Here is a 23,061-nt window from a genome sequence, read left to right on the forward strand (position 1 = left end):
CTATCAGTGACGGACTACCGCAAGCTCTTCGATCTCACCGGCAAGACCGCAGTCGTGCTTGGTGCCGCTTCCGGCATCGGCAAGTCATCGGCCGAGGCGCTTGCGGATCTCGGCGCCCGCGTCGTCTGCGCCGATCGCGCATTTGATGCGGCGGAGGCGACCGCCGCCGGCATTCGCGACAAGGGCGGCTTGGCGGAAGCAGCGGCTTGCGACGCCGCAAGCGCTGCGGACGTCAATGCGCTGGCCAAAACCGTGATGCAGAAGTTTCCGCGGCTCGACATCGCAGTGACGACACCGGGTCTCAATATCCGCAAGACTATCCTCGACTACACCGAGGAAGATCTCGATCGCGTCCTCAATCTCAACGTCAAGGGCACGGTGTGGTTCTTCCAGGCTTTCGGCCGCATCATGGTGGAGCAGAAGGGCGGCAGTATCATCGCCTGCTCCTCGGTACGCGCGGTCACCATCGAGCCGGGCCTCGGCGTCTACGGCTCGACCAAGGCGGCGATCGGCCTCCTCGTGAAGGGCTTCGCCTCCGAAGTCGGGCATGCAGGCGTGCGCGTCAATGCGATCGCGCCGAGCATTGCCGAAACCGCGCTGACCGGCCCGTTCAAGCAGCGCCCCGACATCTACAATCTCTACGCCGGCCACACCGTGTTCAATCGCTGGAGCAGCGCCGACGAGGTCGCGACCGCCGTGGCCTATCTCGCCTCGGACGCCGCGAGCTATGTCAGCGGCAGCACGCTGTTCGTCGATGGCGGCTGGACCGCGGTCGACGGTCCGCCGACCGGCCTCACCCAGCTGCACAAATAGGCCGGCCATTTAGTCGGCAAAGCCCACGCGCCGGCGCAGTTCCCTCCGGTCTGCGCCGGTCAATTGTGCGACCAGCGCAGCGGCCTCCTTTGGATACGCGGCGCGCGTGGTCACGCCGGCCGCGTACATCGTCACCAACTCGCATCCCGGCGGCAGCGATCCTGATAGCGCGATGCCGTCGGTGGCGATGATCTCGGTCGCCTGGGTGCATCCGATCGGTCTTTGCGCAGTTGACGCTGCAAGCTCCCGCATCGCGGTCGCACCGTTTGGAAAGATCTTGAGACGCGAGGCGACCTCATAGGCGATGCCCAGCTGATCCAGCACCTTTGCAACGTGCTGTCCAGCGGTCGAGGCCTTGGTATCCGGGACGTAGATGGCGTCTGCGGAACGCAGCACATCCCGCAAATCGGCTTCGGTCTTCACCACCACCCTGGGATCGCGGCTGCGGACCGCCAGCGCGGTCTCGACCCGACCAACATCCGCGACCGAGGAGGCAACGACGAGCTTCTCCTGGGCGAGTTTTGCAAGCAGCGCCTGCGTCAGGATCACGAGGTCGGCCGGTGCTCCCGCACGCAGCCTGTCGGCCATGATCCCGACCGCGCCGAACTCGCCGTCGATACTGAGGCCGGTCTGCGCCTTGAAGGTCTCGGTGAGGCCGCGCACCAGGCCTTGCGCCGCGCCGCCGCTCAAAATGTTCACTGTCGTCACGATGCGAGCTCCGCAGCTGCAATGATCCTGTCGCGCGTGATCGGCAGGTCGCGCACGCGCACGCCGAGGCAATCGTAGACCGCATTGGCGATCGCCGCCGTCACCGGGCCGTGCGCGGCCTCACCGGCGCCGACCGGCTCGATCTCCGGCCGCTGGATGATCTCGACATCCACCGCCGGCACCTCGCTGAATCTCAGGATTGGATAATCGGTCCAGGAGGCCGAGGTGATGCGCGTGCGATCGAAGCGGACGCGCTCCTTCAGCACCCAGCTCGTCGCCTGGATGGCGCCACCCTCGATCTGATTGATGACGCCATCGGGATTGATGGCCTCGCCGACATCGACCGCAAGCGTCAGCCGCTTCACGCGGATGTCGTCGGCGCCTTCAATCTCCGCAATCGCGGCGCAATAGGCCCCCGTGTTCTTGTAGCGGGCAAAGCCGACGCCGTAGCCGATGCCGGATCGCTTCTGCGGCTTCCACTGCGCGCGTCGCGCTGCGACGCGGATCACATCTTTCGCCCGTTCGTCGCGCAGGTGGCGCAAGCGCAATGCGATCGGGTCCTCGCCCCGCAGGCAGGCAATCTCGTCGATCAGGGATTCGATGGCGAACACATTGCCTTGCGCGCCGAGGGTCCGCAGCGCCGAGGTACGCACCGGCATCGTCAGCAGCCGGTGGCTCGTGATCGTCCAGGCTGGAAAATCATAGAGCGGCACGGAATTGCGATCACCGCCGCCGCCATTCGCAGCCGGTGGATTGGTCGAGATCATGCGGGGATAAGGGTTCTCGATCTCGGTAGCGGCAAGCAGCGCCGGCTGTGTCGCGCGCCCGGGCCGTGCCGCATGTCCGTTGCTCCAGATCGCATGGCGCCAGCCGACGATCTCGTTGTCCGCATCGAGATCGGCCTCGATCTCGATGGCCATAGCCGCACCAAACGGCGCATGGCTCATCTCGTCATGGCGCGACCACTGTACCCGCACCGGACGGCCGCCGACCGCTTTCGCCAGCAGCACGGCATCGAGCGCGACGTCGTCGGCGGCATTGTGCCCGTAGCAGCCTGCGCCCTCCATGTGTTCGACCACGATGCTCTCGGCCGGCAGCTTGAGCACGATGGCGAGATCGGCGCGCAGCAAATAGACGCCCTGGCTGTGCGTCCAGACGTGGACCCGATCGCCGTCCCATCGCGCCATGGCGCAGGAGGGTGCGATCGAGGCATGTGCGATGTACGGGCGGGTGTATTGCCGGCGGAGGATGCGCACGGCTTGCTTCGGAGAGGTCGCCGTCCTGGTGTCGATGACGGTGGTCTCGACAGGCTCGCTTTTCAGGAAGCCCGCGAGATCGTCTTCATCGGGCAGCGGCTCGCCGGCCGACCATGTCGCGCCCTTGCGCAAGATCTTCAGAGCGGCTTCCGCCGCGGCCTCGCCGTCGGCAACCAAGCCTGCAAAGCTGCCGTCGCGGACGATCGCGACGAGGCCGGGGACGGCGCGCGCCGACGCTTCGTCGAGAGCGATCAAGTTGGCGCGCGAGACATCCGGCCGTAGCACGCGTCCGTGCAGCAGGCCAGGCAGCGCGCAATCGTGGATGAATCGTGGTCGTGCGAACACCTTGTCGGGAATGTCGACCCGCGGGACCGAATGTCCGGCGAGGGCGCGCCTCGCAGCGCCTTTCGCTGGCGCGCCCGCGGTGGCGTCGTGGTCGAGCGAGACCTCGCCAGCGAGCTCCCAATAGCTGGTCGTGACATTGCCGGGACCCGAGATCGTGCCGTCATCGATATCGAGCAACGCTGCATCGACACCGAGACGTTCCGTTGCGGCAGCGAGGAAATGTTGCCGCACCTCGGCGCAGGCGTGGCGCAGCGCACGGCCGGATTGCTGGATCGACAGGCTGCCCGAGGTGACACCTTCGTTCGGGCTCATCGCCGTCGAGGCACGGATCATGTCAATGCGGCCGAGATCGACGTCGAGCTCGTCCGCCGCAATCTGCGCCAGCGCCGTGACGACGCCCTGGCCGATCTCGACCTTGCCGGGCGAGATCGCCACACGGCCATCGCCGGAGAATCGCACCCAAGATGACAGCCTTGGATTGGCCGTAAGGCTGACCGGCAGTTTCGGGGCAGGGGAGGTCATGGCGCGGCCATCTCAGAGGCTGCCCGCAGCACCGCGCGGACCATGCGGTTATGCGATCCGCAGCGGCACAGATTGCGGTCGAGTGCCGCTCTGACCTCGGCCTCCGTCGGCGACGGATTGCGTTTCAGCAGCGCGGCAGCGCTGATCAGGATTCCCGAGACGCAATAGCCGCATTGCATCGCCTGTTCGGAGATGAAGGCGCGTTGCAGCGGATGCGGCTGCTGCACTGTGCCGAGGCCTTCCACCGTGACGACATCCTTGTCCGCGACCGACCACATTGGCATGTCGCAGGAGGTCATCCCGCGGTCGTTGACCATGACATGACAGGCGCCGCACCCACCGGCTCCACAGCCGAAATGCGAACCGGTGACGCCGAGCTGGCCGCGCAGCACGTCGAGCAGCATCTGATCTGGATCGGCATCGACGGCGATCGCTGCGCCATTGAGGCGGAATTGAAGAGAGGGCATGAGCAGCGCGGCCTCAGGACTTGTCGAACTTCTTGACGACATCGGCCCATTTCGCGATGTCGCCGCGCAGGAATTTGTCGAATTGCTGCGGTGTCATCGACATGGGTGCGGCACCCTGCTCGGTCCAGAGCTTGACGATGTCGGGCCGCTTCACCATTGCGTTGACGGCGGCATTGAGCTTGTCGATGACGGGTTTCGGCGTGCCCGCGGGCGCCATCAGACCGAGCCAGATCGTGGCCTCATAGCCGGGAACACCGGCTTCGATCGCGGTCGGCACGTTCGGCAGCACCGCGGAGCGCTGCTTGCCCGTGGTCGCGAGCGCGCGGACCTGGTTCTCGGCGACATTCGGGGCCATCGCCGGCACCGCATCGATCATCATCTGCACCTGTCCACCGATCACGCCGCCGCGCGCCTCGCCGCTGTTGCGATAGGGGACGTGGACGATGTCGATGCCGGCCATCGCTTTGAACAGCTCGCCGGCCATATGATAGGGCGTGCCCTGGCCGGAAGAGGCGTAGTTCAGCTTTCCGGGCTGCGCCTTGGCGAGCGCGATGAACTCTGGCAGCGTCTTCGCCGGGACACTCGGGTTCACCACGATGACGAGATCGGAATAGTTCACCGGCGCAATCGGCGCGAGATCGCGCATCAGCTCGTACTTGCGCTTGTCCGGTGTCAGCAGCGATTCATTCGCGGTCTGGGTGTTGGACATCATCAGCAGCGTGTAGCCGTCGGCCGGCGACTTCGCAGCTTCCACGGTGCCGATGACGCCGCCCGCGCCGGTGCGGTTCTCGATCACGAAGGGCTGGCCAAAGCTCTCCTGGAAGACGTTGCCGATCAGCCGGGCCGCGACATCGGCCGGCCCACCGGCGCCAAAGGGCACCACGATCCGGACCGCGCGGCTGGGATAATCCTGTGCGGAAGAGGGGGCTGCGGAGAATGCAGCGAGCAGGCCGGCGGCCATCGCCAGCATGAAGCTTCGGGCTGTCATGCCCACCTCCCTGATGTCGTTCTTGTTGGCCGGCACTGTAGCGGCAGGGAATGCGGGCTGTCGACGCCTCACAGCAGCGATTGGACCGGGAATACCGGATGACTGTCGGTGTGGCGGTCCGCATTTCGCGGTCGCAGCAGGAACCGTTGCCGCGCGCGGTTTGAGCAAATCGCATGGGCATCGCCGGATAAATGCCCTCGGCTAACAGGTATTTTGATGTTACGAACTGGGACATGAACCAGCACGCCAAGATCGAGATCCGCCATTCGACCTGTCCGCACGACTGCCCCTCGGCCTGCGCCCTCGATGTCGAGGTGGTCGAGGGCCGCAGCATCGGCCGCGTCCGCGGTTCGAAAAAGCAGACCTATACCGCCGGCGTCGTCTGCGCCAAGGTCGCCCGCTATGCCGAGCGCATCCATCACCCCGAGCGGTTGATGTATCCGCTGCGGCGAACGGGCGCCAAGGGCTCCGGTAAGTTCGCGCGGATCTCGTGGGACGAGGCGCTGGACGAGATTGCGCAGCGCCTCAATCAGGCGGAGCGCGAGTTCGGGGCGGAATCGATCTGGCCCTATTACTACGCCGGCACGATGGGCCTCGTGATGCGCGACGGTCTCAACCGCCTCACGCATGTCAAAAAGTATTCGCGCTTCTATCAGACCATCTGCGCCAACGTCGCGCGCATCGGCTTTGCGATCGGCACCGGCAAGATCGCCGGCGTCGACCCGCGCGAGATGGCGCTGTCCGACCTCGTGGTGATCTGGGGCACCAACCCCGTCAACACCCAGGTCAACGTGATGACGCACGCCTCCCGTGCCCGCAAGGAGCGCGGCGCGAAAATCGCGGCAATCGACATCTACGATAACGAGACCATGAAGCAGGCTGACATCAAGATCATCCTGCGCCCCGGTACCGACGGCGCCTTCGCCTGCGGCGTGATGCATGTCCTGTTCCGCGACGGCTATGCCGACCGCGGCTACATGGACAAATACACGGACTGCCCTGCCGAACTCGAGGCGCATCTGAAGACGCGCACCCCGGAATGGGCGTCCGCCATCTGCGGCGTGCCGGTGGCGGAGATCGAGGCCTTTGCCAAGGCGGTCGGCGAGACCAAGCGGACGTTCCTCCGCCTCGGCTACGGCTTCACCCGCTCGCGCAACGGCGCGGCGCAGATGCATGCGGCGCTCTGCATTCCCGCGGTGACGGGCGCCTGGCAATATGAAGGTGGCGGCGCCTTCTTCAACAATTATGCGCTGTGGCATTTCAACGAATCCATCATCGAGGGCCACGACGCGATCGACAAGTCGACGCGCGCGCTCGACCAGTCGCAGATCGGACGCATCCTCACCGGCGATGCCGAAGCTCTGCAGGGCAAGGGCCCGGTCAAGGCGCTGCTGATCCAGAACACCAACCCGATGACGGTGGCGCCGGAGCAGGCGCTGGTGCGGCAGGGCTTTGCGCGCGAGGATCTGTTCGTCGCGGTGCACGAGCAGTTCATGACCGAGACCGCCGAGATGGCCGACATCGTAATGCCGGCGACCATGTTCATGGAGCATGACGATCTCTATTACGGCGGCGGCCACCAGCATATCTCGGTCGGGCCGAAACTGATCGATCCGCCCGGCGAATGCCGCTCCAACCACGAGCTGCTGCAGGCGCTGGCGCCGCGGCTCGGCGCCAAGCATCCGGGCTTCGAGATGAGCCCGCGCGAATTGATCGACGCGACGCTGAAGCTGAGCAATCACGGCGACATCGCTGGCCTCGAAGCCGACCTCTGGCGCGACCTGCAGCCGGACTTCCGCACCTCGCATTATCTCGACGGCTTCGCCCATGCCGACAAGAAATTCCACTTTAGGGCAGATTGGGCGCACCCGCCGTTCGGCCAGACGATGGGCGATTTCGACAAGATGCCCTCGCTGCCGGACCATTGGGCGGTGATCGAGCATACCGACCAGGCTCACCCGTTCCGCCTCGCGACCAGCCCCTCGCGCAGCTTCCTCAACACGACTTTCAACGAGACGTCGTCCTCGCAGGCGCGCGAGGGCAGGGCCAGCGTGATGATACATCCGCTGGATGCGGCTGCGCTCGACATCGCCGACGGCAATGCGGTGACGCTCGGCAACAGCCGCGGCGAGACCACACTGGTCGCGACGCTGTTCGAAGGCGTGCGGCGCGGCGTGCTGATCGCCGAATCCGTTCACCCGAACAAGGGCCACATCGGCGGCCGCGGCATCAACATGCTGACGGGCGCGGACACGATCGCTCCGATCGGAGGGGCTGCGTTCCACGACAACAAGGTTTGGCTAAAGAAGGCCGTCACCTCTAGCTAGGGCGTGTGGACACTTGTCGCATCCGTAGGACGATTTCGGGCGGTTTTTTCGAAGCGGGTGGCGACGCGACGGAACTGATTGAGTTTGGAGAAGCAGCATTCCATGAGATGGCGCTGGGCATAGAGATGCTTGTCGAGCGCACATTTGAGCGCGTGTGACGGGTTGTTGGGGACGACGGCGAGCGCCTTTTTGGCGGCGATCGGGCATCATTGGCCGTCTCGGCGATGACGACCTCGGCGGGCAGCTCCTCAATTGACGCCGCGGCCGCACTGAGGACAATGCCTGGCGAGATACGCTGTTCAAAGGCCCGGCCGCCGTGGTCCGGCTCGGAAGTTGGGCGTCAGACGGATGAGCTGGATCATGTGTATCGGCCTAGGTCTCCACGCCGCTGGGGTCGTTGGGAGCTTCCAACTCGAGTCGCGGCCTGACCTTGTGGCGATTGTGTGAGCGCTTTTACAAAGGTTCACGATTCATTACTAACGCGCGCCTGGCCTGCTCGATGAAGTTCTGTGCGTCAAGTTCAGCAAAATTGATCATGGGATCCGGTTGAGCTATCCCCTCGGAGCCGCCGTCGCTTGTCTCACCCAGACGCGCAGCGGGCGAGCGACGGCGGCGGAGAAGGTGGCGTGCATTCCCCTTGGTGGGCCCGAGCATCGTCAGGCCGTCTGGCGTAGCGCCTCCTTCTTGTGTTCCTTGAGCAGATCCATGTTGAGGTAGCGATGGTCCTCGAGCCAGGCCTCGTGCCGCTCGATGGTCAGCGCCCGCACCAGCCGCAAACAGCTCCTCATTGGGGAAGATTCGCGCCACATAGGTGCGGCGCCTGATCTCCTCGTTGAGGCGTTCGAGCATGTGGTCGATTTCATGTGCCTGCGGTGGGCCAGTGGGAGGCGGAAGCAGGTCAAGGTCTCCTCGATGTTTTCCTCCACCCAGCCGGTGAGCTTGGGATAGACTCCGCCCCATTTGGCAAGCCAGCCCGCCAGATCCCGCCGCACCTCGGCCAGATCGCGCCGGTCGTACATCCAGCGCAGCTCCAGCAGGCAATCGTCATCCACCTTGCGCGGCACATAGTCGAGTGTGTTTCTGAGGAAGTGCACATAGCAGCGCAGCCAGAATACGCCGGCGAGCACCTCGGCGATTGCCTTCTTCAGCCCCGGGCGATTATCGGAGAGACGAAGTCAACGCCATGCAGACCGCAGGCCTTCAGCCCCTCCAAAACTCCTTCCAACTCGATCGACTTTCCCGATTGGCCAGCTCGACCGCAAGCACCGGGCGACGGCCTTCCCAGTCGACGCCGATCGCGATCAGCACCGCCTGACTGCCAACAATCCCATCCTCCCGAACCCGCTCGTAGCGAGCGTCCAGGATCAGATAAGGGAACGGTTCTTTCAGCTCGCGCTCGCAGAAGGCTCTCAGTGACGCATCCAGCCGCTTGTTAATCGCGCTGATCGCCGACGCCGAGAAGGCATGGCCCACCAATTCCTCGGTGACCTGTTTCACCTTCCGCGTCGAGACGCCTTGCACGTACATCTCGGCCAGTGCCGCAACCAGCGCTTTCTCCGAACGCTGGTAGCGCTCGAACAGCTCGGTCGAGAACCGGCCCTGACAATCCTGCCACACGTTCAGCTCGATCTTGCCGATCCGGGTGATCAGCGAGCGCGTGTAATAGCCGGAGCGATAGCCAAGCCGCGCCTCGGTGCGCTCCCCTTTCTCCGCACCTAGCGTCTCCGCATCTCGGCTTCGAGCGTCTCCTGCACCGCGGCCTGGATCAGCGGCTTCAGGAACTCCTTATCCGACGCCAAAAGCTGTTTGACGGCAGAGACATCCGTCCTAATCTTCGTCACGGTCATGGTGGTCCTTGCTCCTCTGCGAGCGGTGATTTTGACCTTGCCCCACGGGCTTAATCCAGTTTGAAGTTCGTTCTGGCCCACGACAAGGACCAGAGCATGAAGCGCAGCCGCTTTTCGGAAGAGCAGATCATCGGGATTTTGAAGGAGCACGAGGCCGGCGTTTCGGTTGCCGACCTGTGCCGCAAGCATGGCGTTAGCGACGCCAGCATCTACAAATGGAGGGCGAAGTTCGGCGGTATGGAGGTGTCGGAGGCTAAGCGGCTGAAGGCGCTGGAGGATGAGAACACGCGGCTGAAGCGGCTGCTGGCGGATGCCATGCTCGACAATGTCGCGCTGAAGGACTTGCTGGGAAAGAAATGGTGACGCCCGCGAGGAGGCGGAAAGCTGTCGCCCATCTCATGGATGCCCACGGGATGAGCGAACGGCGGGCGTGTAAAACCATCGGCAGCTGCCGCATGACTGTGAGATACAAGACGATCCGGACGGACGATGGCGGCCTTCGCCAGCGCATGAAGGCGATCGCGCACGAGCGCCGCCGCTTCGGCTATCGGCGCGTGCATGTCCTGCTCAAGCGGGAGGGCTATAGGGTCAACCACAAGAAGCTGTTCCGGCTGTACCGGGAAGAGAAGCTTGCAGTGCGCCGCCGTGACGGCCGCAAGCGCGCCATCGGGACCAGGGCGCCGATGACGGTGCCGATGGGGCCGAACGAGCGCTGGTCGCTCGACTTCGTGTCGGATCAGCTGACCTGCGGCCGCCGCTTCCGCGTCCTCACCGTGGTCGATGACTGCACCCGCGAGTGCCTGGCGCTGGTGGCCGATACCTCGCTCTCCGGCATCCGCGTGGCGCGGGAACTGGACCGGCTGATGATCGAGCGCGGCAAGCCGAAAATGGTGGTCAGCGACAACGGCAGCGAGCTGACCAGCAACGCCATCCTGACATGGGCGGATCAGAGCCGCGTCGCCTGGCACTACATTGCGCCGGGCAAGCCCATGCAGAATGCCTTCATCGAGAGCTTCAACGGCCGGCTGCGGGATGAATTGCTGAACGAGACGCTGTTCACGTCACTGGCCCAGGCTCGCGTCGCACTCGGATGCTGGCGGGCCGATTACAACGATGCCCGACCCCACTCGCAGCTCGGATGGAAAACGCCCTCCGAGTTCGCCTTCACCTGTCACCCGCGCCGGGATCTGGCGCTGCGCTATGCCGAAGGCTCCGCGCCAGCTCCCGTCGCTTCCACCGCCCAATCGGGCAAATCCAACGACCGGAGCGAACTCAGGATTGGATAAAACTTGGGGGCAAGGTCAATTTTCGCAACCACCGGACTTACCATGAGCGCTTCAGCCGCTCAGCTTTTGCAGAACCTTCTGCACATTACCCTCGATGACCGGTGTTGGCAGGTGCGCACTGGAGTCTCACTCAACTGCAGTAGTGAGCCAAGTAGCCAGCTGGCGACTCTCCCTCTAGCGACCAAGAGTTGTCAGCTGGCAACTTCTGTCCCGCGCAATTTCGAGCCATCAAAAGTTGGCAAGTGCCAACTCTCTGTGGAGACTCAGCGGACCAAAATGGCGGCTCCGGTCGCAGAGATAACCCAACCTAATTGCGACTTCGGTTGGGTTATCAGGCCAGGTAGCCAAGCGAACGGCGACTTAGGTTGGGGTTGGCACCTGCCAACTCAGCCCTGTACAGAAAAATGTGTTGCGCTGCTGAGGGCCCGATCGTTAGATCGGAGCTATGCGAATACTTCCAATCTCAGATTTACATCTCGAGCGACGCAAGCTGAACGAATTGCCTCCGCTCAATTCTCCATTCGATGTTCTCGTGTGTGCCGGCGACATCTGGCAAAGTGAACCAGAGAAGAGCGTGCAGAGCATCGTTGAACTCGCGAGCGGGAAGCCGGCGATACTGGTCCCGGGCAATCACGACTACTACAGAGCCGACTTCCAGGACGAGCGTACGATAACCGACTTCGAGCGGCTGTTCATTGAAGAGGCTCGCCGACAGAATGCGCGCTGCCGCGACATTGACCTTGTAACAGTTCTGACGTCAGACAATCCCGACTGCGAAATAAGCGGCGTCAAATTTGTCGGCCTCACTCTCTGGACCGACTGGGCACTAGCTGGTCGATGGGCGTCGGAATCAACGGCACCAGGCCATTGCGACGAGATGTACGCAGCGGCGTCGAGACAGCAGGCCCGGCATTGGCGAAATGGCGTGCGCGAGTACGGCGCAATTCGGCTAGGGGTGGATCGGGCGTGGTCACCATATGATGTCGTGGCTGAACACGCCCGTCAGAAGGCGATCCTGTTCGACGAGCTCTCGACGTTTGATGCGGATGACAAGACACCAGCCGTTGTGGTCACGCACCATTGCCCGCTCCCTCATGGTGCTGACGTCTATCGAGAGCAGGGACCATGGTGGACGCCGGCATTCTATTGCTCGGACCTGCTTCCCAAGATGCCGGAGGTCTTACGACCGCATGCCTGGATCTTCGGACACGTCCACGTGCCGTTCGATGAACAGCACGGCAGGACCCGCGCGGTGTGCAACCCCGTTGAGGGCGGCCGCTTCAAGCCGAATCTAATCATTGAGGTTCCGGAGGATGGCGACCAATGATCAAGGTCACAGTTGTCGACAAATGCCAGATCCTCGATAGCTAGAGTTCGAAGACACTCTGGTACCGCGTCCACGCGACCGATTGGATCGCCGGGACTGGCGCAATGCTGATGAGCAGGTGCATCGTTCAGGCGAGCAGGACGACGAGTCCGATTCCGGTGAGTAGAGGCTTCTCGATGAGCACGAACGCTTGGCGCGAGGAATGAGATGGCGGCGGAGAATTGGCGAAGGGAGCTTCGTTGGTGACGGCTGGGGACCTCTGAGCAGGCGCTCGTATACGCGCCGCCGTGCAAGCGGACAGTGGTCAGTTCGTGTTCACGGAGACCAAGGAAAAGTACGGCACGGCAATGCTATACTGGGAGGGCATGTTGACGCCATCGGCGGTAGCCCTGGTGAAGAAGCCATCGATCTGGCGGAAGCTCGTTCCGCTTGCACATGCGAGATATACGCCGAATTCGGCGAATTTTCGGCCCAGTTGGCCGACAAGACGCTGCGCGGCGCTCGCCGAGGGACGATTACCAATCGACGCCAATCTATACTCCGGCTCGTTCAGACCGTGGAAAGAATCGCGGGCGACGTAAGAGAGGTCGAGCGCCAACGCTACGACCGCGAGACAGTTGGCTTCATAGCGATCGTATATTGAGGAGACGACAATGCTGCGCATCACAGTTGAGATCTGGCCGGGTGGAAATAAGCGCTTGGCGCGGACCTTAGCCACCGCTGATATCGGCAACATCAGCGACCTTGCCGACACGAGCGACTATGCCATTCGTGTAAAGGAGGGCGATAACCCAATTGCGGGAACCCAGGCCTGGTCCGCCGAAGGCAAAATTCTTCAGCATTATCGTAGGGCGTCAGTGTGGGCTCTTGTCGAGAAGGTCGCTGCCTGTGCGGCCGATGAGGCGGCTAAGGCGTCTGGACACACATATCGTTCGCTACATGACCCAGGATGCGAGTGGCCTGAATGTATGTGCGAAGTCTCTGACTGCGCCGTTTCCAAGCACAACAGGCGACAGTTTTGCTCGAAGATAAAAGATCCGAAAGAAGAGGATCCGGCGCGGCCGGACAACCATCATAGGGCACCGAAGAGACCGCGCCGCCGCAGGGAGATTTGGCCTGTGTTGGCGATCTCGAACGTCGCCGACGGACAGACGCGGCGCAGTCCAACGCGCATCTTCGCTCCCGCACTCCGCGATGTTATAATTGCGGTCGGCGGATGGCTGACCGCGACACAGATCGCCGAGATCGCGGGAAGTGCCCGGCTGGATAGGTGGAAGAAGGACGGGCAGATCTTCGCGGTACAGCATCGTGGCGTCGAGTACTTCCCGGACTACGTCTTGGGTCCTTCGACCGACTATCGGCCGGTTAAGTGCTTGGCGAGAGTGCTAGCCATCTTTCGCGGACAAAAGGACGACTGGAGTCTCGTTTCCTGGTTCTCGTCGGCCAACAGCTTCCTGGGCGGAGAGCGACCGCAGGATTTGCTGATCCGAAACCCAGATTGCGTCGCGGCGGCGGCAGCTGACGAAATGGGCGGCGTCGTCGACGGCTAGTGTCGCGGACTCGACGGCGGAACGCCGATCACGCCGTCAAAAATGCGGATGACGTCCCGTTTCTCTTTGAGCGCATCGTATTTTTTGGAGACATCTGTCACGTCACCATTGCAGTGACCGAGCAACGCCTTGATCAAGCCGCGACGCCCCGGCGCGCCTAGCGATCGTTGCAACGATTCAGCGTGCAGATCGTGCGCGGTGAAATACTCGAGGCCTGGAACCTCTCTGATGCTGATCCTGTGGGTGCCGTCCCGTAGGGCCGCGCTGGTGCAAGTGCGAAGCGGCTTTCCATCGCGACCAACGCGTTTGCGCGGAGATCATGCTCAACAATAATCTAAAGCGCGATGACAACTCATGCCGAACAGGCGGTGGTCTTCTTAGTGATGTTCGCGACAGCCGAGCCCGGTCGAGGAGAGCCCGAGCGAATTACCGGGCGAGATGACCGGCGAAAGGCCAGCCGAATGGCGGCGGAAACGCGACTTGATTGGATTGCGGCGCGAAGCGTCCATCGGTGCGATCTTGACGGCAGCGCCGCGGTCGTGCATCTCGCCTAGGATGGCGACACTCCGGCTCGGTCCAGATCTGGGCTTCGACCGGCAGAAGCTAGTGTGCCCGGTTGGATTGCACGCCAAAGCCGTCGAAGAAGATCAGCGCGACCGATCCCTCCTCGATTTCGGCATAGAAGCGATCAGCGCCTGCCGCATCGCCCGTCAGCTCGATCGTCTTATTGACGACGAACCCGTAGCGCTTCAGCTCGTCCGCCAAATCGTTCGCGTTGTTCGCTACGTTATTCAGCACGATTTCGTTGTCGGGATGCTTGGCGTTCCGAATACGAGCGCAATTTTTGTCGGATCAGCGACGAGGAACTCGCCGAAGCGAGCAATGATCAGGCCTCTTCAGCAACAAGCGATCGAGGCTTGCATGAAATTGTTCTTCGGTGATGAAATCTCCTCTCGAAGCGGGCATCCGTCAAATTTCAATCGACAGGCGAAGTTGTGGCAACGCGGAATGACGATTTCGTAGATCAGACTGTCCTTGCGGACGGCGTCCGACTTGCCGCAAAAGGCCCGTAGGCGAGAGAAACAACCGAGCGGACCTTGACCGATGTAACAAGCGTAATCACCGAGAAGCGCGGGCAAGCGTTGTGGATCACGATCAACCCTGGAGAAGCGCAATGCGCTCAATGGTCAGGTGATCGCCCACATAGCCAAGGGCGATCGCGACGCTCATGACGATGATGACGTCCGCGTAATCGTGCTGACGGGCGCGGGTGACAAGGCGTTTTGTGCCGGCGCCGACTTGTAGAATTCGGGTGCCGCGTTTGCGATGGATTTCTCGAGGCCCAATGTGGACTGCGCGGATTTGTTGCGCCTGTCGCAGGCCGCGACTAAAACTGTGATCGCTCGTGTCGGCGGCGTCTGCATGGCCGGCGGTATCGGCTTGTTATACATGAATGACATGGCGGTTGCTTCGGATCAGTAAAGCTTGGGCTTGCTACCGGTGTGGTGTGCGCGAGTGGCGCCGCCCACACGCTACAGCCGCCCCGCCACCGCGCCGAAGACTATTCATTTCTTGTCAGCCATGCTGCATGCCAGCTACCTCGTCATCCGCCGCAGCGAAGACGCGATCAGGCAATCAACAAGTCTTGCGCCCGCTTCCCGCCAAGGAAGCTGTTGGGGGAGGCAAACCAGTAAGCGAGACCCCAGTCGTCCTTCCGTCCGCGAAACACGCCCATCACCTTCACCAGCCCCTCAGCCGACCGATAGCCGGCGAGGGGTCAAGAGCATAGCCGGGGAAGTAGTCCACGCCGCGATGGCGCACGGCAAAGATCTGCCCGTCGTTCATCCACTTGTTCGGCTCGGCACTGGGGTTGCTGGCGCTGAATCCGGCCATCTCGGCGATCTGTACGGCGGTCAGCCAATTGCCACTCTCAAGCACGGCTTTGCGCCTTTCGCCGTCATGCGCACCTCGGTCCCGATTGGGGCTCGGACGCCCGCCGGCTCAATGGGATCGTCAGCGGAGATCATGGATTTCACTCCAACGAGACTAGCACGACAGCCGCGACCATCGACAGGGCATCGGACCACATTCCGGCCACTCCAGGAGTAGAAGCCGCCATCCCGGCAACCTATGCGTCCACTGTCACCCGAATCCAGACAGAGATCCGGTCCAAGTGTCTCGGTATTTCAACACGGTAATCCGAATAGCCCAAATATGCACGCCATCTTGGTGATGCGGTGGCTGTCTTAGACCGCCATTACCGCAAAGCTTGCTGAGATTATCGCTCGGTACCTGCCATGGCCTTGGCGTCGCAAGCAAGCCAGCGATGAAGATCATCTTCTCGGACGTGGAGAAAACTCGGCTAAGCTCAGATGCGGATCGTGCCCATTCACTTGAATCGTCATCCTGCGTGCGATCTCGTCCGCCTCCGCGATCTGGCGTTGGAGGCGGTCATAGTGGAGCTGCAGATGCCGCGCGTTTTGCCTGACCACGTCCGGAATGGGTTTGATCTTCCAGGAATCGTCGCAAGGAAGGTCTTCAAGGCCGTCAGGCGATGGGGCTGAGATGATCGTCGGATCCATCGCCGCTCGATCGCCAGAATTGGAGGTGACCTCGGCGGAGCGGACATTGGCGAGGATCGCCTCCGAAGTCGGCTCAGCCGACACCTCTGGGCCTGATTGGACCAAAATCGGCTCTGCATGGATTGCGGCGACTGCCGGCTCAACTTCAAAGGCGGTGGCCGATGCTGCGACGCCGGCGGGCGCAACAGCCGGTCCGGGTGCAACGACCGCCAGCGATTTTGACACGATACCGAGCCGGTCGGCGCGCGCGATCGCGTTCTTCAATCTCTCGAAATTCGTCTGCGAAATCATGTGCCGCGCAGCGGCAGAGGGCGACCGATTGACCATAAACATGTCGATGGATGCACCCGCGACGGCGACCAAATCGGCAACCTTCGCGTCCCCCTCGGCGACCAAGGCCGGCCAGCCAAGAATGCGCGCAAACAGCACCACGATCTCGGCGTCCTCCGCCTCGCACTCCTCCATAAGCCTGAACGCGACGCCATCGAACGAGACGGCGGTGCCCGCCAGCGATAGCAGCTGCTCGTCGGGCGCGACTTCGAACTCATAGCCCACTTCCGTGGCCTTCTTGGCGAACGCTTTGCGGACGGCGGCCGCCTTGTTCGGATCCTTCTTATATGCCGCAGCGTTCGTGATCATCAGCCCACTCGTCACCTTCGGCGTACGCGGCTGCGCCTTGCGCGCCTTCTTGCCATGTCGCTGCGTCTTGAGATCCTCGATCTGATGGACTGATCTGCCGGCGTCGTGCAGGCGAAACAGCACTCCCGGCACTCGCGGCTCCGGCGTGTCCACTCCCTTGGCTTCATTCTGGCGCGGGTCGACATAGGCGTCGATGCAAAGGATTGCGCAAGCTAGCGTGAGCCGTGCGGCAATGATCGACCGCACGTGGCGCCCGCGGTCGCGCCAAAACAGCTGGTTCCAAGATCTTTCCTTCGCACCGAAGCCGTATCGGTCCACCGCTCGCATTGCTAAATAGGCGTGCGCGTGCGGATTCGGCTCGCCGTCGGTTGCGGGCGGACACTCGACGTCGACGCGGACCGCCATGCCGAGATCGACGAAGGGGAGGAGCACAAATGCCGCGACGGTCAACAAAAGCTCTGACGGGACCGCGCGTGGGATCGCGAAATCGACGATCCGGCCCTCCTGCGCGTCCCGTCGGTTCTCCCTCAGACCCACGGCTGCCACGAATTCCAGAAGATCGGCCAGCTCCGCCGGCGCGTGTTTTGGCAGCAGAACTGCCCCGCCCAGGTGGTGCGCCGCATAGGCCCGGTAGCTCACTCGCCTGAAGCCGTCATTCACGGATCCACAGGTCTGGTAGCCAAGCCGCGCGAGAGCCGTGTAGCCCTTTGAGCGCTGAATAATGGCAAAATGGATGTAGCTGAAGCCCATGTAGTTCGTCGCCAATGTATAAAGGACGTGTGTCGCCGCGGCGTTTCCTCCCGATCCTTACCAAATGCTCTTGCAAGTCTCGAGCGCGAGATATGCGTTCAAACGCACCGAGGGTGTCGGCGAGGAAAATTAAGAACCGGTCCTGTGAGGGGCGCGGGGTAGGCGCGCACCGCTGAGCTCTGATCGGGCAGCGGAGCGAAAAGAAGGGCCTTCGTCCACTCCCACGAGAGCAGCTCGTCGAGCCGTGCGGTGCAGGCGGCGGGCCATCACGTCGGCAGTTGTTGAGCTTTGCCGTTGTAACAAACGTGGCCATGCAGCTGCTCCAGTCGCGAGTACGCAGTGCGCCGGCGAACGGCCTGGATTTGCGGCCCCAATGACAAGGCGCCCAGCGCGGGCTCCACCGCATCGCCTCTGAGACAGCCCCGTAATCAACCAAACGAGTGGACCGATCGCAGCGGCGCGGCGGAACGCGAGCTGCCGCAGCATCGACACGCTTTCCGGTCGATGGCCGGACCATCGATCGCCTGAGACGTTACACTTGAGACCTGGGCTGCGGCGCCGATCGAAATCCCCGATTCTAGTTTAGGCGGCGATCATCTCGCGCATGATCAATCGCTTGGCGTGATGCTCGTCTGCCGGAGCCTGCTCGCGGAGAACCTCCAGCAAGCTGTTGACGAACCGCCGACCGTGCGATCGAGGGGCGGCTCGTAGGTACGCGAACAACAACTCCCTCTGATCCGTGTCGAGTGCATGTTTCACCATATGACCCATCGCCCGCGAGCAATCAGGTCCAGTATCCCGGGTATCGCCTTTCGGGCGGCGCAGCAGCTCTTTGACGGTTTCGACCTTCAGCCGCTCACCATTCCGCAGGCGCGCCAAAATGTCTTTGACGGTCGCATCAACGACCGATGGGCCCGCGAGATCAAGCGCAGCCGTCAGAGGCAGCGAGCAGAGATATGCCCGGTCATCTTTGTCGAGGCGATGGAAAAGTTCGGTGAGATTCATGTACATCTGGGCGCGGCGCGGCGAATAGGGCGTTTCCGCGTCGCACCAGTTGATGAAGGCTCCATGCACCAGCCTGGCCTTCGCGGCGAGAAAGATCTGTCCGATCGCAATCCCAGTCTGCGTGACTTTTTTCGTCGCCTCCGCGATCGCGGCCGCAAGCTCGCGCAATTCTTCGGCGTGCTCCGGTACCGTGCCGTAGTCGAATGTTTCCATGGCCAGCACTCCCAACGAGATCCAGGCACAAACCATCCACGTCTCGATTATTAGCGCTGCGTCGAGAGGAAAAAGTCAAGATCTGTCAAATGCATATTGTTGGCAGCTTGCGACAACCCACAACGCAAATCGTCAAATGCGAAAACATTTCGCATTTGACACATGTGAAAACGCGGGCCGGCGGTTGGCTCCTCATGACGTAGAACACACGGCAGAAGCCAATGGACAGATGCAGCCAGCTTCTCGATCTCACCTCCACCGACGCGCCACCACATGCGCAAGCAAAGCGGCTTCAGTCCAGGTCGGTCAGTAACTCGCCCTACCCACGGCTCCGTTCCTCACCAATGACGTCGTTCTCAATAGTGATGCGCTTGAGATCGCGTCCAAGCAAGTGTGCAGCCGGTTCCTACGCAGCAATCTGTGTGTCTGGAGGTGGCCAAGAATGGGGCCCGAATGGCGCATGGTGCTCAACCATCCTCGTGCTCGTCACGTTGAGGAGGGAGGAGAAGCAGATCGGGCACGATCCTGACAGTTGGCATCGTCCACGAGAAAATTGTTTTTATTCCAGACTCTTACGTCGGAGCTTTCAGTTTCTTGTTGCAGGTCAAAACGGGGCAATGGGCAGCAGATTCTGATTTGCTGCCCATCTGTTCAAATTCGCTGGCCCCCGCGACACGTGCGGCGGACGGCTGGTTCCCCATCCCAGGCGATAGAAGAAGATCTGCCGGACGGGGCGACCCAGACTGTGTTCGCGCGAGATACCTGCTACATTCAGGCCGACACCGAGCGGCGGCGTCGACAGAGGAACGACTTTGACAATTTCCTGCGTCGGAGGCGCGGTCGATTGTCCGGGCTTCACAGTGACAACACTCGGCCAACTTAGGCGTTTACTAGTGGCCGCCCACCGGAAATCCTAAGCCGATCTTTTGATGGCTGCCGTCATTGAGGCCGCTACTGGTGGGCGCGGTCAGAATGGAAGCGCGCGACGCGCTCCTTCGCCAACTGCGTGGCGGAGGGCTATTACGATGCCCATCTCTCGATCGGCAGAACACGGTCTGTCTCGAGGGGCTGTCGCTCGGATGTCGTTAACCACGGATCTCGAAGGAGAGCCACCCTCGGCTGGAATATTCCGGGAACAGGCGGCATATTGAGGTTACTTCGCAATTCCTGCGAAGGCGGCCGCCGCCGGTGTTGGCACCACCGGCAGGCGGCCTGACCACAACGACTTACGAAGAGTCATCATGGCTACGGACGACTATACCGCCGATTCGGCGTTCCTTCTCCCGTTCCCTCCGATGCTCGTCTGGTCCAATGTGACCAGCGGCTGCGCAATCGTACCCGGCTTCGGGTGCATGGCGAACGTCAACTCCCGTTCCACCATCATCACCTCCATCGGCTAGGCACGGGTCGCAAGGCTCGACGTCATGCGGCGCGACGACGTCGCATGAATCGGTCCCCGTCCGTTGCATGCGTTGGCGATCCGCCGATCAGGGACGCAATCCTCGCGTCCGCGATTTTACGGAATGGCCACGCAAGCTGCGGGCACGGCCCTCGCCCTCTGGCAGGGCAGTCTGGTGGCGCGTTAGTCGCTCCGATGTCGTCGGCTTTGCGCTCTCTCAGACAACAGAGAGATCGATTCATGACGTTTTCCAACGAGACTATTCCCGTGCAGCCCTGCACCCACACGATCTATCGCCCGCTCGGCGGGATCGAAGGTTATCGCCAGATCCGCGATCCGGCCGGCCGTCTGGCTGTTACGGCATTTCCGCTGGCGATGGCCAGGAGCCTTTCGGCAAGCTTCGATCTGTGCTCCGCCTGCTACGTGATCGCAGGAGACGGCGACGCCTACATCGGCGAGACTAGGTGCGCGATCAAGTGCGTCGCCGAGCATGCCGCGGGCGCCTCCAAAGCCTTCGCCACGGAAGTCTTCCTCCTCCACGCGCAGGAGCCGCACACGCTGGAGTGGTCGGCGCGGCTCTACCTGGAGCACCGGCTGACTGGGCTCGCCAAAGAGACTGGCCTGGTCACCCTGAAGACCGTGGAGCCGCGGGTTCTGCCGTGGCCGCTCGAACAGATCGCAACCCTCGAGCGGCTTGTGACGGATGCCCGACGCCTGCTGTTCGACGCCGGTTGCCGAATCTTCGACGCCAACTTCGCGAAGAAGCGGCCCCGCGGAAGCCGAGGCCAACGACAGGGATGTGGGGGAGGAGATCGGGATCGGCTTGCCGATGGCAACCCCGCCCAACCGCATTGAACTCGAGCTCGAATATTGCGGCATTTGGGCGCGGGGCCACCACGTTCACGAGGGGTTCGTGGTCTCCGCGGGCTCGGAAGTTCGCGACGTCGAGAACCCCAGCCTCAGGAAAAACATCAAGGCGCTGCGCGCGGATCTCCTGGCGAGGGGCGTCGTGGTGCCGATCGCCGGCGTGAAGGATCGTTTGCGCTTTCAGGTCGCTTGGACCTTCTTCTCTCCCGCAGTGGCGGCCAAGTTCGTGACCGGCGCGCATGTTGCCGCTACCAAGTGGGTGCGTCTGCGCACCCCCGCGCCGATCGCGCGCGCGGAGTAGGGAGGTTCCGCCAAACTCCAATTCCACGACCGATCTCCTGGTTCGAGTATCGCCCGGCGGCTATGGCCCGGCCGAGAAGAACGTGCTGAAGGCGCTGCGCGCGTTCGATACCCCGCGCGCTCGCAGGGAGGATCGGGCATGACGCTTCAGCTTGCCTGCGGCTTCAAGGCTGGAACGCGCATTCAAGGCCAGCATAGTGCCGGTCGAGCAGCCGGCCGGCACTGGCGGCATCGGCGCGTGATGATCGCGCACAAAGCCGGGCGCGGACACATCGCGCGCGCAAAGCATCCAAGCGGTCGAGCACGCCTCGCGTGCCCGCAAGGAGCGCGGCGCGAAGATCGCGGCGGTCGACATCTACGACAATGAAACCATGAAGCAGGCTGACATCAAGGTCATCCTGCGCCCCGGCACCGACGGCGCGTTCGCCTGCGGCGTGATGCATGTCCTGTTCCGCGACGGCTATGCCGACCGCGCCTACATGGACAAATACACGGACTGCCCGGCCGAGCTCGAGGCGCATCTGAAGACGCGCACGCCGGAATGGGCGTCGGCGATCTCGGGCGTGCCGGTGGCGGAGATCGAGGCCTTCGCCAAGGCCGTCGGCGAGACCAAGCGGACCTTCCTTCGCCTCGGCTATGGCTTCACCCGCTCGCGCAACGGCGCGACGCAGATGCATGCTGCGCTCTGCATTCCCGCGGTGACCGGCGCCTGGCAATATGAAGGCGGCGGCGCCTTCTTCAACAATTACGCGCTGTGGCATTTCAACGAATCCATCATCGAGGGCCACGACGCGATCGACAAGTCCACGCGCGCGCTCGACCAGTCGCAGATCGGACGCATCCTCACCGGCGATGCCGAAGCTCTGCAGGGCAAGGGCCCGGTCAAGGCGCTGCTGATCCAGAACACCAACCCGATGACGGTGGCGCCGGAGCAGGCGCTGGTGCGGCAGGGCTTTGCGCGCGAGGATCTGTTCGTCGCGGTGCACGAGCATTTCATGACCGAGACCGCCGAGATGGCCGACATCGTGCTGCCGGCGACCATGTTCATGGAGCATGACGATCTCTATTACGGCGGCGGCCACCAGCATATCTCGGTCGGGCCGAAACTGATCGATCCGCCCGGCGAATGCCGCTCCAACCACGAGCTGCTGCAGGCGCTGGCGCCGCGGCTCGGCGCCAAGCATCCGGGCTTCGAGATGAGCCCGCGCGAATTGATCGACGCGACGCTGAAGCTGAGCAATCACGGCGACATCGCTGGCCTCGAAGCCGACCTCTGGCGCGACCTGCAGCCGGACTTCCGCACCTCGCATTATCTCGACGGCTTCGCCCATGCCGACAAGAAATTCCACTTTAGGGCAGATTGGGCGCACCCGCCGTTCGGCCAGACGATGGGCGATTTCGACAAGATGCCCTCGCTGCCGGACCATTGGGCGGTGATCGAGCATACCGACCAGGCTCACCCGTTCCGCCTCGCGACCAGCCCCTCGCGCAGCTTCCTCAACACCACGTTCAACGAGACGCCGTCGTCGCAGGCGCGTGAAGGCAAGGCGAGCGTGATGATCCATCCCCTGGATGCAGCCGCGCTCGACATCGCCGACGGCGATGCGGTGACGCTCGGCAACGGCCGCGGCGAGACCACGCTGGTCGCAACGCTGTTCGAGGGCGTGCGGCGCGGCGTGCTGATCGCCGAATCCGTTCACCCGAACAAGGGCCACATCGGCGGCCGCGGCATCAACATGCTGACGGGCGCGGATACGATCGCTCCGATCGGCGGGGCCGCGTTCCACGACAACAAGGTCTGGATCAGGAAAGCGGTCGCCTGAGCGCGCATGGCGATCGCCGCGCAATTTGTGTCGAGGCGCTAAAGCGG

Annotated in this window: 21 protein-coding genes and 5 pseudogenes; 10 read left to right on the forward strand and 16 right to left on the reverse strand. The window is 62.8% G+C overall.

Annotation, left to right across the window (positions count from 1 at the left end; translation table 11 throughout):
- Positions 1–6: 6 nt before the first annotated feature.
- The gene (locus P6U29_RS14860) at positions 7–813 is read left to right on the forward strand and encodes an SDR family NAD(P)-dependent oxidoreductase (protein WP_407118267.1); all 807 of its coding nucleotides are present in this window, start codon (positions 7–9) and stop codon (positions 811–813) included.
- 9 nt (positions 814–822) lie between these two features.
- On the opposite strand, the gene P6U29_RS14865 is transcribed toward P6U29_RS14860, so the two are convergent.
- The 4 genes from P6U29_RS14865 to P6U29_RS14880 are packed head-to-tail and all read right to left on the reverse strand — an operon-like array spanning position 823 to position 5,099.
- Positions 823–1,521, reverse strand: coding sequence for a molybdate ABC transporter substrate-binding protein (locus P6U29_RS14865; RefSeq protein WP_407118268.1), 699 nt, complete (start codon positions 1,519–1,521; stop codon positions 823–825).
- On the reverse strand, positions 1,518–3,644 hold the full coding sequence (locus P6U29_RS14870) for a molybdopterin cofactor-binding domain-containing protein (RefSeq protein WP_407118269.1): 2,127 nt from the start codon (positions 3,642–3,644) through the stop codon (positions 1,518–1,520). Before P6U29_RS14870 ends, P6U29_RS14865 begins: the two co-directional genes overlap by 4 nt.
- Complete coding sequence (locus tag P6U29_RS14875; protein WP_407118270.1) at positions 3,641–4,111, reverse strand: (2Fe-2S)-binding protein; 471 nt, start codon at positions 4,109–4,111, stop codon at positions 3,641–3,643. Before P6U29_RS14875 ends, P6U29_RS14870 begins: the two co-directional genes overlap by 4 nt.
- A gap of 13 nt (positions 4,112–4,124) precedes the next feature.
- Entirely contained in the window at positions 4,125–5,099 is a 975-nt protein-coding gene (locus tag P6U29_RS14880) for a tripartite tricarboxylate transporter substrate binding protein (protein ID WP_407118271.1), read from the reverse strand.
- A gap of 233 nt (positions 5,100–5,332) precedes the next feature.
- Here P6U29_RS14880 and P6U29_RS14885 point away from each other — a divergent pair, with 233 nt between their 5' ends.
- Positions 5,333–7,426 carry a molybdopterin-dependent oxidoreductase gene (locus tag P6U29_RS14885; protein WP_407118272.1) on the forward strand — a complete coding sequence of 698 codons (2,094 nt, stop codon included), beginning with the start codon at positions 5,333–5,335 and terminating at the stop codon, positions 7,424–7,426.
- On the opposite strand, the pseudogene P6U29_RS14890 reads toward P6U29_RS14885, so the two are convergent.
- From P6U29_RS14890 to P6U29_RS14910, 5 genes and pseudogenes are all read right to left on the reverse strand, one after another.
- Positions 7,423–7,691 (reverse strand): annotated as a pseudogene (locus tag P6U29_RS14890) (hypothetical protein); the annotation flags it as partial. The gene P6U29_RS14885 and the pseudogene P6U29_RS14890 sit on opposite strands and share 4 nt — an antisense overlap.
- Positions 7,692–7,879: 188 nt before the next feature.
- A complete protein-coding gene (locus P6U29_RS14895; RefSeq protein WP_407118273.1) occupies positions 7,880–8,275 on the reverse strand; it encodes a transposase in 396 nt (131 codons plus the stop codon).
- Positions 8,212–8,553 (reverse strand): annotated as a pseudogene (locus tag P6U29_RS14900) (transposase); the annotation flags it as partial. The pseudogene P6U29_RS14900 and the gene P6U29_RS14895, both read right to left, overlap by 64 nt.
- A 73-nt stretch (positions 8,554–8,626) precedes the next feature.
- Positions 8,627–9,094: pseudogene (locus P6U29_RS14905) on the reverse strand (transposase); the annotation flags it as partial.
- Between the two features lie 47 nt (positions 9,095–9,141).
- Entirely contained in the window at positions 9,142–9,273 is a 132-nt protein-coding gene (locus P6U29_RS14910; RefSeq protein WP_407118274.1) for a hypothetical protein, read from the reverse strand.
- Positions 9,274–9,369: 96 nt separating this feature from the next.
- On the opposite strand from P6U29_RS14910, the gene P6U29_RS14915 reads away from it, so the two are divergent.
- Together P6U29_RS14915 and P6U29_RS14920 are read left to right on the forward strand one after the other, a co-directional pair.
- A protein-coding gene (locus tag P6U29_RS14915) for an IS3 family transposase (RefSeq protein ID WP_407119331.1) occupies positions 9,370–10,559 on the forward strand; the annotation gives its coding sequence in 2 pieces (ribosomal slippage) (positions 9,370–9,619 and positions 9,619–10,559; 1,191 coding nt in all).
- A 445-nt stretch (positions 10,560–11,004) separates the two neighbouring features.
- The gene (locus tag P6U29_RS14920; protein WP_407118275.1) at positions 11,005–11,886 is read left to right on the forward strand and encodes a metallophosphoesterase; all 882 of its coding nucleotides are present in this window, start codon (positions 11,005–11,007) and stop codon (positions 11,884–11,886) included.
- A 304-nt stretch (positions 11,887–12,190) separates the two neighbouring features.
- On the opposite strand, the gene P6U29_RS14925 is transcribed toward P6U29_RS14920, so the two are convergent.
- Entirely contained in the window at positions 12,191–12,550 is a 360-nt protein-coding gene (locus P6U29_RS14925; protein WP_407118276.1) for a hypothetical protein, read from the reverse strand.
- On the opposite strand from P6U29_RS14925, the gene P6U29_RS14930 reads away from it, so the two are divergent.
- Complete coding sequence (locus P6U29_RS14930) at positions 12,540–13,436, forward strand: hypothetical protein (RefSeq protein WP_407118277.1); 897 nt, start codon at positions 12,540–12,542, stop codon at positions 13,434–13,436. The genes P6U29_RS14925 and P6U29_RS14930 overlap by 11 nt on opposite strands.
- On the opposite strand, the gene P6U29_RS14935 is transcribed toward P6U29_RS14930, so the two are convergent.
- Positions 13,433–13,573 carry a hypothetical protein gene (locus tag P6U29_RS14935; protein ID WP_407118278.1) on the reverse strand — a complete coding sequence of 47 codons (141 nt, stop codon included), beginning with the start codon at positions 13,571–13,573 and terminating at the stop codon, positions 13,433–13,435. The genes P6U29_RS14930 and P6U29_RS14935 overlap by 4 nt on opposite strands.
- A gap of 466 nt (positions 13,574–14,039) precedes the next feature.
- A complete protein-coding gene (locus tag P6U29_RS14940; protein WP_407118279.1) occupies positions 14,040–14,234 on the reverse strand; it encodes a hypothetical protein in 195 nt (64 codons plus the stop codon).
- A 299-nt stretch (positions 14,235–14,533) separates the two neighbouring features.
- On the opposite strand from P6U29_RS14940, the pseudogene P6U29_RS14945 reads away from it, so the two are divergent.
- Positions 14,534–14,912: pseudogene (locus P6U29_RS14945) on the forward strand (enoyl-CoA hydratase-related protein); the annotation flags it as partial.
- A 264-nt stretch (positions 14,913–15,176) separates the two neighbouring features.
- Here the strand turns inward: P6U29_RS14945 and P6U29_RS14950 are convergent.
- From P6U29_RS14950 to P6U29_RS14960, 3 genes are all read right to left on the reverse strand, one after another.
- Positions 15,177–15,374 carry a hypothetical protein gene (locus P6U29_RS14950; protein WP_407118280.1) on the reverse strand — a complete coding sequence of 66 codons (198 nt, stop codon included), beginning with the start codon at positions 15,372–15,374 and terminating at the stop codon, positions 15,177–15,179.
- 395 nt (positions 15,375–15,769) lie between these two features.
- On the reverse strand, positions 15,770–17,407 hold the full coding sequence (locus P6U29_RS14955; RefSeq protein WP_407118281.1) for a MobA/MobL family protein: 1,638 nt from the start codon (positions 17,405–17,407) through the stop codon (positions 15,770–15,772).
- Positions 17,408–17,989: 582 nt separating this feature from the next.
- A complete protein-coding gene (locus tag P6U29_RS14960) occupies positions 17,990–18,625 on the reverse strand; it encodes a DUF3102 domain-containing protein (protein WP_407118282.1) in 636 nt (211 codons plus the stop codon).
- A 1,241-nt stretch (positions 18,626–19,866) separates the two neighbouring features.
- Here P6U29_RS14960 and P6U29_RS14965 point away from each other — a divergent pair.
- The 3 genes from P6U29_RS14965 (at position 19,867) to P6U29_RS14975 (ending at position 21,192) form a co-directional block, all read left to right on the forward strand.
- The gene (locus P6U29_RS14965) at positions 19,867–20,025 is read left to right on the forward strand and encodes a hypothetical protein (RefSeq protein ID WP_407118283.1); all 159 of its coding nucleotides are present in this window, start codon (positions 19,867–19,869) and stop codon (positions 20,023–20,025) included.
- 239 nt (positions 20,026–20,264) lie between these two features.
- Entirely contained in the window at positions 20,265–20,879 is a 615-nt protein-coding gene (locus P6U29_RS14970) for a hypothetical protein (protein WP_407118284.1), read from the forward strand.
- A complete protein-coding gene (locus tag P6U29_RS14975) occupies positions 20,854–21,192 on the forward strand; it encodes a hypothetical protein (RefSeq protein WP_407118286.1) in 339 nt (112 codons plus the stop codon). Before P6U29_RS14970 ends, P6U29_RS14975 begins: the two co-directional genes overlap by 26 nt.
- Before the next feature lie 60 nt (positions 21,193–21,252).
- Here P6U29_RS14975 and P6U29_RS14980 read toward each other — a convergent pair whose 3' ends face one another.
- The gene (locus tag P6U29_RS14980) at positions 21,253–21,546 is read right to left on the reverse strand and encodes a hypothetical protein (RefSeq protein ID WP_407118287.1); all 294 of its coding nucleotides are present in this window, start codon (positions 21,544–21,546) and stop codon (positions 21,253–21,255) included.
- Here P6U29_RS14980 and P6U29_RS14985 point away from each other — a divergent pair.
- Positions 21,494–23,014: pseudogene (locus P6U29_RS14985) on the forward strand (molybdopterin-dependent oxidoreductase); the annotation flags it as partial. The gene P6U29_RS14980 and the pseudogene P6U29_RS14985 overlap by 53 nt on opposite strands.
- Positions 23,015–23,061: the final 47 nt, after the last annotated feature.

This window comes from Bradyrhizobium sp. LMG 9283, from assembly GCF_045571415.1.
GTDB lineage: Bacteria > Pseudomonadota > Alphaproteobacteria > Rhizobiales > Xanthobacteraceae > Bradyrhizobium.